The 9,103-nt window shown below is 58.5% G+C and carries 6 protein-coding genes; 2 read left to right on the top strand and 4 right to left on the bottom strand.

The annotated features are described in order from the left end of the window. Positions 1 to 147: 147 nt before the first annotated feature. Positions 148 to 876 (top strand): SDR family oxidoreductase, encoded by a 729-nt coding sequence (locus tag CXF87_RS00530; protein WP_101145036.1) that lies wholly within the window; start codon positions 148 to 150, stop codon positions 874 to 876. 71 nt (positions 877 to 947) lie between these two features. Beyond that, positions 948 to 1,484, top strand: coding sequence for a DinB family protein (locus tag CXF87_RS00525; protein WP_008956996.1), 537 nt, complete (start codon positions 948 to 950; stop codon positions 1,482 to 1,484). Positions 1,485 to 1,614: 130 nt separating this feature from the next. Here the strand turns inward: CXF87_RS00525 and pgi are convergent, their stop codons facing one another. From pgi to ptsP, 4 genes are all read right to left on the bottom strand, one after another. Continuing rightward, a complete protein-coding gene (pgi, locus tag CXF87_RS00520; RefSeq protein ID WP_101145035.1) occupies positions 1,615 to 3,282 on the bottom strand; it encodes a glucose-6-phosphate isomerase in 1,668 nt (555 codons plus the stop codon). Positions 3,283 to 3,479: 197 nt separating this feature from the next. Beyond that, positions 3,480 to 5,222 carry a PTS fructose-like transporter subunit IIB gene (locus CXF87_RS00515; protein ID WP_101145034.1) on the bottom strand — a complete coding sequence of 581 codons (1,743 nt, stop codon included), beginning with the start codon at positions 5,220 to 5,222 and terminating at the stop codon, positions 3,480 to 3,482. Continuing rightward, positions 5,219 to 6,190, bottom strand: a complete 972-nt coding sequence (gene pfkB, locus CXF87_RS00510) for a 1-phosphofructokinase (RefSeq protein WP_101145033.1) — start codon at positions 6,188 to 6,190, stop codon at positions 5,219 to 5,221. The genes CXF87_RS00515 and pfkB overlap by 4 nt, the downstream gene beginning before the upstream one ends. Beyond that, positions 6,190 to 9,060 (bottom strand): phosphoenolpyruvate--protein phosphotransferase, encoded by a 2,871-nt coding sequence (ptsP, locus tag CXF87_RS00505; protein WP_101145032.1) that lies wholly within the window; start codon positions 9,058 to 9,060, stop codon positions 6,190 to 6,192. The genes pfkB and ptsP overlap by 1 nt, the downstream gene beginning before the upstream one ends. Between the last annotated feature and the right edge of the window lie 43 nt (positions 9,061 to 9,103).

Here is a 9,103-nt window from a genome sequence, read left to right as displayed (position 1 = left end):
TTATATATACAGTAGTTGCCGGGTTTAAAGAAATCAATAGCAAGTAAATGAGTTAATTCGCTAGGGAGCATGATGGAGCTACCCAAGCCACTAGTACGGGGGGTAATGTGCTAGGTGGGTTAGGTAGCTAAAAAGCGAGGAAGCACTATGAACGTTGTTATTGTGACAGGCGGAAGCCGAGGTATTGGGGCAGCAACAGCAATCCTGCTTGGCTCCAAAGGCTATGCGGTGTGTGTCAACTATCTGGCGAACAAAGACCGTGCGAATAAGGTGGTCGATTCCATTGTACGGGATGGGGGCCAGGCGTTTGCCCATCAAGCGGATGTCAGCAAAGAAGCAGACGTTGTCCGCCTGTTTGATGCCGCCGAGGCGCACTTTGGCGGTGTTACCCACTTGGTCAACAATGCAGGGATTTTGCTTACTCAATCCAAGCTGGTGGATATCGAGCTTGAGCGCTTTAACCAAGTACTCAATAGCAACGTGGTCAGCTGCTTTCTCTGTTCCAGGGAAGCCGTCAGGCGCTTCCAAGCAGGTGGTGCCATCGTCAATGTTTCATCACTTGCCTCAAAAACAGGCTCGCCCTTTGAGTATGTTGACTACGCTGCATCGAAAGGGGCCATGGATACCCTAACCAAGGGGTTGTCTCTTGAAGTGGCTGCCTCAGGGATTCGTGTTAACGCCGTTCGTCCCGGATTTATCTACACTGATATGCATGCCGATGGTGGCGAGCCTGGGCGAGTCGATCGCTTAGCACCACAGATTCCCATGCGGCGTGGCGGTACCGCGGAAGAAGTTGCGAATACCATCGCCTGGTTGCTGTCGGACGAAGCCTCTTACGTGACGGGGTCATTTATTGATGTAGCAGGCGGGCGGTAGCGGGGTTATCTGCCCATATTTAACGCGTTCTGTAGGGATGCTGCTTTTGACAAGGAAAGGTCTTTTAATCCATGAAACTTCAACAACACTTCGAGCAATTGGCCACTTACAATCAGTGGATGAACGCCAAGGTATACGGCGCCGCTAGCCAGATGAGTGCCGAAGAGCTAAGCAACGATAGAGGTGCGTTCTTTGGCTCTATTTTTGGCACCTTAAACCACATCGTGGTTGCCGACACTCTCTGGCTTAAGCGGTTTGCAACCCATACTTCCTCAGCTACAACGCTTGCGGTAATGATTCCTTTGCCCATTCCAGAGCGCCTTGATCAAAACATGTTTGACGATTTGGAAGGCCTGAGGGCGCATCGCCAATGGCTAGATAGCGTGATTATCAACTGGATAGCCGCGCTGACTGACGACGACCTCAATACCGTGTTGAATTACCAAAACACTAAGGGAGTGGAATCAAGCAGGTGCTACTCAAGCCTGATTGTTCACTTCTTCAATCACCAAACCCACCACCGTGGGCAGGTAAGTACTTTGTTCTCCCAGGCCGGTATCGATATTGGTGTCACTGATCTATTGGAGCTGATTCCGAATGAGTCTTAAGAAGTATGCTTAGACGCCGGAAACCGAGTTGCTGGAAACCGTCAGTTATTACGAACCGAAGGTTTCAGGGTTGCGAAACGCCTTGGCTTTCTCAAGCCAAGGCGTTTTTTTACCCGGTTACCAAACTAGCCTAGCGCTTCTTCCTCGCGGGCTTTTTATCGGTACTGGCAGTCGGGCCGGTTTCCTTTTCGCTGCCGCCATTAGGGAAGTGAGCACGAACCAGTTCCAGCAGGCCTTGAGTGGAGGCGTCGAAGTCGGCGGCGTGGGCGTCGATGCGTTCGCTGATTTCACCCGCGATGCGTTTGCCGAGCTGTACGCCCCACTGGTCAAACGAGTTGATGTTCCAGATAACGCCTTGGACGAACACTTTGTGCTCATAAAGCGCAATCAGCGCGCCCAGGTTTTTCGGCGTTAGCTCGTCCAGCAGTAGCGTGCTGGAAGGGCGGTTGCCGGGGCAGCTGTAGGGGTCGTGCTGGCTTAGCTCTTTGCTGTCCCCCTGGCTGCCTTCCATAAAGGCGTTGGCCTGGGCGAGCATATTGGTCAATAGAGCGAAGTGGTGGTCTTCGACTCCCGGCTCGGGCTTGAGCGAGGCAATAAAATCAATCGGTACGTAGCGGGTGCCCTGGTGCAGTAGCTGGAAGAAAGCGTGCTGGCCGTTGGAGCCAGTTTGGCCCCACACAATCGGGCCGGTTTTGTAGTTCACCGGGTGGCCAAAAATATCCACCGACTTACCGTTAGACTCCATATCAAGCTGCTGCAGGAAAGAGGGCAACTGATTCAGCGCTTGATCGTAGGGCACGATGGCCTGGGTTTCGGCACCAATAAAGTTGATGTACCAAATACCAATCAGCGCCATTAGTACGGGCATGTTTTGCGAGAAGGGCGCGTTGATGAAATGGTTATCCATCTCATGAGCGCCTTCGAGCAGCTCGATAAAGCCTTCGAAACCGACCGAAAGCGCAATAGGCAGGCCGATGGAGGACCACATGGAGTAGCGGCCGCCCACCCAGGCCCAGAACTCGAACACGTTCTCTTCGCGAATGCCGAACTCCATCGCCGCTTTGCGGTTGGTGGAGGCGGCAATAAAGTGCGCACCCACGTCGGCGTCTTCGCCAGCGTTCTCTAGGAACCAGCGCCGTGCGGTTTTGGCGTTTAGCAGCGTCTCCTGTGTAGAAAAGGTCTTGGTAGAGACGATAAACAACGTAGTCGCCGGGTCGAGGCGCGAAAGCACCTTCTGGATATGGGTGCCGTCTACGTTGGAAACGAAGTGAAAGTGCAGTTCCGGATGGCGGTATTTGAGCAGTGCGCGCACCGCCATATTAGGGCCGAGATCCGAGCCGCCAATACCGATATTGACCACATCTTTAATACGTTTGCCGCTGTAGCCTTTCCACTCGCCATTGCGCACCGCTTCAGAGAACAGCTTGATCTGCTCACGTGTCCGGGTGATCTCGGGCATAACGTCTTCGCCGTCCACATACACCGGCTCATCGCCTAAGTGACGCAGAGCCGTATGCAGTACCGGGCGGTTTTCCGTAACGTTGATAATATCCCCGGAGAACATCTGTGCCCGGCGCTGTACCAGTGCCGAGTGGTCGGCTAGTTCAATCAACTTGGTAAGCACTTCATCGGAAACATGGTGCTTGGAGTAATCAAGAAACAGACCGCCCACCCGAAGGCTCATTTTCTCAAAGCGCTGAGGATCATTGGTGAAGTAGTCACGAATGCGGTCGTTAGCGGTTTTGTCGCGTAGGCGGTCAAGCGCCTGCCAGGTGACACTACGAGTGAGCTGAAACATAGGGCGATCCGTTTGTTATTAAGTGAATGTAGTAACCAGAACCGAATGGCAAACTAAACGTGGCGTTATGTAAAAATACTACATAAAAAGCGGCGAGGAGTAGAGGGTATTTATGACTAGACTTGCATTAACTGCGTAAAGCTACGTATTTGTGTGGGCAGGCAATTGTGCCTGCCCACACAGGGTAGGGTCAGCCGTTAGGTAGCAACCGCTACTTGAGCCGCGCCGCGTTTGATAAACGCATAGCCTAACCCGGTAACCAGTGAGCCCGCTATAATAGCGCCCAGGTAGAGCAGCGCCGGGGTAATGGCGTTGGGGATCAGCAGTACGAAGATACCGCCATGGGGCGCCATTAGCTTCGCACCCACCAGCATCGAGAGCGCGCCGGTGAGTGCCCCGCCCGCGATACAGGCCGGAATGACCCGCAGCGGATCTTTCGCCGCGAAGGGGATCGCGCCTTCACTGATAAAGCAGAGGCCCAGCACGAATGAGGCTTTACCCGCTTCGCGCTCCGGTGCTGAGAACTTGTTGCGCGCGACAAAACTGGCAATCCCCATACCAATGGCAGGCACCATCCCCGCTGCCATAATCGCCGCCATGGGGCCGTAAGTTTCCGAGGCGAGCAGGCCCACGCCAAAGGTATACGCGGCTTTGTTGACCGGGCCACCCAGGTCAAAGCACATCATTGCGCCCAGCAGAATACCCAGCAGTACCGCATTGGTGGAGCCCATGGATTCGAGGAAACTGGTCAGCGCATTCAGCAGTGCCGCGACCGGCTCACCAATCACGTAGATCATGGTCAGGCCGGTAACCAAACTGGCGACCAGCGGAATGATCAGAATCGGCTTCAGGGATTCAACGCTGGAGGGCAGTTTGACGTAACGAGTGACCGCCAGCGCCACATAGCCCGCCAGGAAACCGGCCAAAATACCGCCGATAAAGCCGGAGCCGATATTGGACGCCAGCATGCCGCCAATCATACCCGGTGCGATGCCGGGGCGGTCGGCAATAGAGTAAGCGATATAACCTGCCAGTACCGGAATCATCAGCGCAAAGGCGGTGCCACCACCGATTTGCATCAGCGCGGCGGCCAAGGTGCCTTCCTGCTCAAACGCTTCAATGCCAAACACAAAAGAGAGCGCAATCAGCAGGCCCCCCGCCACGACCATCGGCAGCATAAAGGAAACGCCGGTGAGCAGGTGCTTATAAACGCCTTTCTCTTTGACGCTCTTAGTGTCGCTAGCGGTATTGGCCGAACCGCTATTTTCCAGTGCCGCGTTTTCCAGCGCGGCTTCAATGGTGGGGCGCGGCTTTTTCAGCGCGTTGCCGGTAGACGTGCGGTAGATGCGCTTGCCTGCAAACCGCGACGGATCAACGTCGATATCGCAAGCTAGTAGCACCACATCGGCCTGAGCGATCTCTTCTTCCGTTAATTTGTCTTGTGCGCCCACCGAGCCTTGAGTTTCCACGCGAATGGCGTGGCCCATGGCTTTACCTGCTCCCGAGAGCGCTTCGGCGGCCATAAAGGTGTGGGCGACGCCGGTAGGGCAGGCGGTGACCGCGACAATTTTCTTGCAACCCGCGCTGCTTGAAGCGTTAGAAACGGAAGTTGCAGGCGCGGCAGGCGCGCTGTAAATCGGCGCTTCACGCTTGGCCTGGGCCAGAAAACCGCTAGGGTCGGGGAGCGCGCTGGCAATCGGTGCCTGGAACAGGCGCTTGCCTTCGAAGCGTTCCGGGGCGGGCACGTGATCGGCGGCGACCACAATCAAATCGGCGTTAGCAATCTGATCAGCAGTAGCAGCCTGCAGTGGCGCGATTTCGCCATGCATTTCAACGTGTACCGACCAGCCTTGGCGCTGGGCAGCCTGCTCCAGGCGCTTGGCAGCGAGGAAGGTGGTAGCCATGCCGCTGGGGCAGGCGGTAATCAGAATTATGTTCATAGCGTAGCTCCCTCGGTGATGGAGTCATCAAGACGCCGTATCCGGGTGTGTTGTTGGAGTGAGTCGAAATCCGCAGCGTTGGCGTTGCCGACACCGACATGGCGTACGGCCTCGGCAGAGAGTGCGGTAGCAAAGCGCAGCGTTCGTTCCGGGTCGTGTTGATTAAGTAAGCCGTGGAGCATGCCCGCGACAAAGGTATCGCCAGCGCACACCGTGTTGGTTGCCGTCACCTTGGGGGGCGTGGCGTGCCAGGCACCTTGGGCGTTCACCCACAGCACGCCTTCGGTACCCGCTGAAACAAGCGCATGGGCGATGCCGCTTTGATGTAGCCGCTTGGCGGCCGCCAAGCGTGCTGGCGTCGTGTCGAGAGTGTCCCCTGCCCAGTCGGCGAGTTCATTTTCATTGGGCTTGATGCCCGCCGGGTGGGCGTCGATGGCGGCGTTAAGAGCCGGGCCGCTGGTATCCACCCATAGCGGCGCACCACTGGCGTTCAAGTGCTCCAGTAGCTGGCGAAAACCATCCAATGACAGCCCTGGGGGCAGGCTGCCAGCGACAACCACTGCCTGGGGTGGCATCGCGCTGCTCAGTTCGGCGTCCAACGTGTCGATTAGCGTTTGTAAATGTGTGGCGTCAATCGGCATGCCGGGACCGTTGATATCGGTAACGCGGCCACCCTGTTCAGCCAGTTTGGCATTGATACGCGTGCTGCCAGGCACCCGCACGAAGGCATCGGCCAGCCCCAGCTGTTTGAAAGCCAGGGCGAAGGGCGCGTCGTTCTCGCTGCCTAAAAAGCCGCTGACCGTGACGCTATGACCAAGCTCTGCCAATACACGGGCAACATTAACGCCTTTACCAGCGGCTTCGAGCTGCGCGCTGGTAGGGCGGTTGACGCTGCCCAATACTAAGGCGTCAAGGTTAAACGCTAAATCCAGCGCTGGGTTGAGCGTAATGCAAAGCACGCGGGCCATTAGCGCGCCTCCAGTGCATCACGCACTTCGTCACTGGTCGCTTGTGAAAGCGCTAGCTGAGCGATGGCCTGGGCGTCTGCAAAATCAAACTCGCGCAGGCGAGCTTTCACCAAAGGAATCTGCCGCGCGCTGACCGAGAGTTCATCCACGCCCAGGCCAACTAATACGGGAATAGCCACGGCATCCGAGGCCAGCTCACCACACACACCGACCCACTTGCCTTGGCTATGCGCTGCGGCCACGGTCATCTGGATTAGACGCAGCACCGCCGGGTGTAGGCCATCGGCCTGGGCAGAAAGCTCCGGATGACCGCGGTCAATCGCCAGGGTGTACTGGGTCAAATCATTGGTGCCCACCGAGAAGAAGTCCACCTCGGCGGCAAGGCTGGGTGCCAGCAGCGCGCTGGAAGGTACTTCAATCATCACCCCGAGCTGCACATCGGTAGCGCGCTGGGAGGCGGGGATCTCTTGCAGCAGGCGATCATAGATCACCTTGACCGCACGAAACTCGGCAATGTCCTTGATCATCGGTAGCATGATGCGCAAAGGGTGATCTTTGCTGGCCATCAACAGCGCGCGCAGTTGGGTCTCGAGCACGTCGGGCTGGGTCAGTGCCAGGCGAATGCCGCGCAGCCCCAGGAAGGGGTTATCTTCCTGGGGAACCGGCCAGTAAGGCAGCGGCTTGTCACCGCCCACATCCAAGGTACGTGCCACCAGCGGGCGGCCGCCCAACGCTTCCACCGCTTGGCGGTACTCTCCAATCTGGGTAGTCAAATCCGGGGCGCTGGCGTGGGCCATGAACAGAAATTCAGTACGCAGCAGGCCAACACCCTCGGCGCCGCGCTCTACTGCATCGGCAGCGTGGGCGGTATTGCCCAGGTTGGCGGCGACTTCGACACGGTGGCCATCGCGAGTTTGACCAACCTCAAAGCGGGTTTTCCAGGCAGCTGCTTCGCGCTGCTGGTGGTCGAGCAACTGCTGCTCGGCACGCTGTAACCGCTCTTCGGAAGGTTGCGATGTTACCCGGCCACGATCACCATCCAAAATCATCATGCTGGCGTTGTTGAGCGCCATCACCGCTTGCCCCGCGCCAACGACGGCAGGAATACCCAGTGCGCGGGCCAGAATGGCACTGTGGGCTGTCGCACCACCGCGTACAGTGAGCAGGCCACGCACACGGGAGGTATCCAGGCGCGCCACATCGGAAGGGCCGATGTCGTCCATGACCAGAATATAGGGGTGGTCAGGCGGTTCAGGAAGCGTCACATCGCAGAGCACGCCAAGTACGCGGCGGCCCACGTCGCGGAGGTCGGCGGCGCGTTCGGCCAGCAGGCGGTCGGCCAGCATTTCCTGGGCGTGGGCAGCGGTTTCAATCGCTTCCCACCAGCCCGCTTCCGCTGAGCGTCCTTCGCGAATGGCATCCGAGGCCGCGTGGTGAAGTTCCGGGTCGACGAGCATCTCTTCGTGCATCGAGAGAATATCGGCGACTTCGCCGCCCTGGGCATTGCGAACCAGCGCCTCCAGTTGGGCCGCGCCCTCTTTAATGGCGTGATTCAAGCGGATGAGCTGTTGCTCCGCGTCATCGGCGTGCTCGGGGTAGTCGAACAGCATGGGGCGGATAACAAACACCGGGGCAATGGCCAAGCCCGGAGAAGCGGCCACGCCGGTATGGGGCGTGTCGGCAGCCAGTGGCTCGACGGCCGGTTGAGTCGTGCTGGCTTCGGGCGCGGTGTCAAAGCCGCCGTCAAGGGACGTCACTTTCTCGCCCAAGCCAGCCTCAATCGTTTCCGCCACGCTCTCGAGCGCTTGACGCGCGTTATCACCTTCGGCGGACAGCACCAGCCATTGGCCGCGGCGAGCGCCCAGGCCGATCACCTTGGTCAAGCTGGCCGCCGAGACCAGCGTGGCGCTGCCTTCTTCCAGCCGCACATTGATCGACATTGCCTGGGCGCGGGCGACTTGCACCAACTGCTTGGCGGGGCGGGCGTGCAGGCCATGAGGGTTAAGCACCCGCACGCGACGGGTTTGCGTGCTAGCGGTCTCGCCCGCCAGCAGGGAAAGCAGTTGAGTGCTGTTGCATGTGAGCAGCGAGTCGCTGGCGCCGCTATCCAGCAGTGCCATTAATTGCTCTAACAGCGGACGGTGGGCATCACCGTGGGCAGCTAAGCAGAACAGCGCATGGACCGGGTGGCCAGCGCTTTCCAAGGTATGCGACGCTGGCGTGGCGACCCCAAGCGCGGGCTGATTAACCCCTTGCGAGCTGCTGGCCAGCCACAACCCCTTGCCTAACCAGGTGGGTTGAGCGGCGGCGACAGCGGTAATGAAGGCGTTATCGACGCAGCCACTTTGACGCAGGCGGGCGGCGGAGGCCAGGGCGAGCTCTTGGGGGGCGCGAGCGGGAAAGTTGACACAGAGCGTATCAGCATCCAAGCGTGGCTCAAGCGTTGGTTTGGACAGCAGGCGCGCCACATCGGCAGCGGAACTGGCGCTGGCTAACTGTTCGGCAACCCCTTCACGATCCAGCACGTGAGTGAGCTGGCGCAAAATATCCAAGTGCTCATCGTTCTGGGCCGCGATGGTCACCAGCACATGCACCTGTTGACCGTCGTGCCACTCGATTCCTTGGGGAAACTGCAGCACGCGGACGCCGGTCTGCTTCACATGTTGGCGGCTTTCTGGCGTGCCATGGGGGATCGCGATGGCATTGCCCAGGAACGTCGATGACTGGGCTTCGCGGGCGTGCAGGCCGTCACGGTACTCGGCCTCAACCAGTCCGGCGTCTACCAGCGCTTCAGCGGCACTGTCCAGCGCGGTTTGCCAGCTATCCGCGTGGCGGCCTAGCAGGATGTCATCGGGGCCGAGTGTCAACATAGCATTCTCCTGTAAACGCGCTCTGTTGCTGCGAAGTACTTCC

The organism is Halomonas sp. MES3-P3E (assembly GCF_002836035.1).
GTDB lineage: Bacteria > Pseudomonadota > Gammaproteobacteria > Pseudomonadales > Halomonadaceae > Vreelandella > Vreelandella arctica.
The sequence above is the reverse complement of the archived record's forward strand: the minus strand, read 5'-3'. Positions and strand labels throughout refer to the sequence as shown.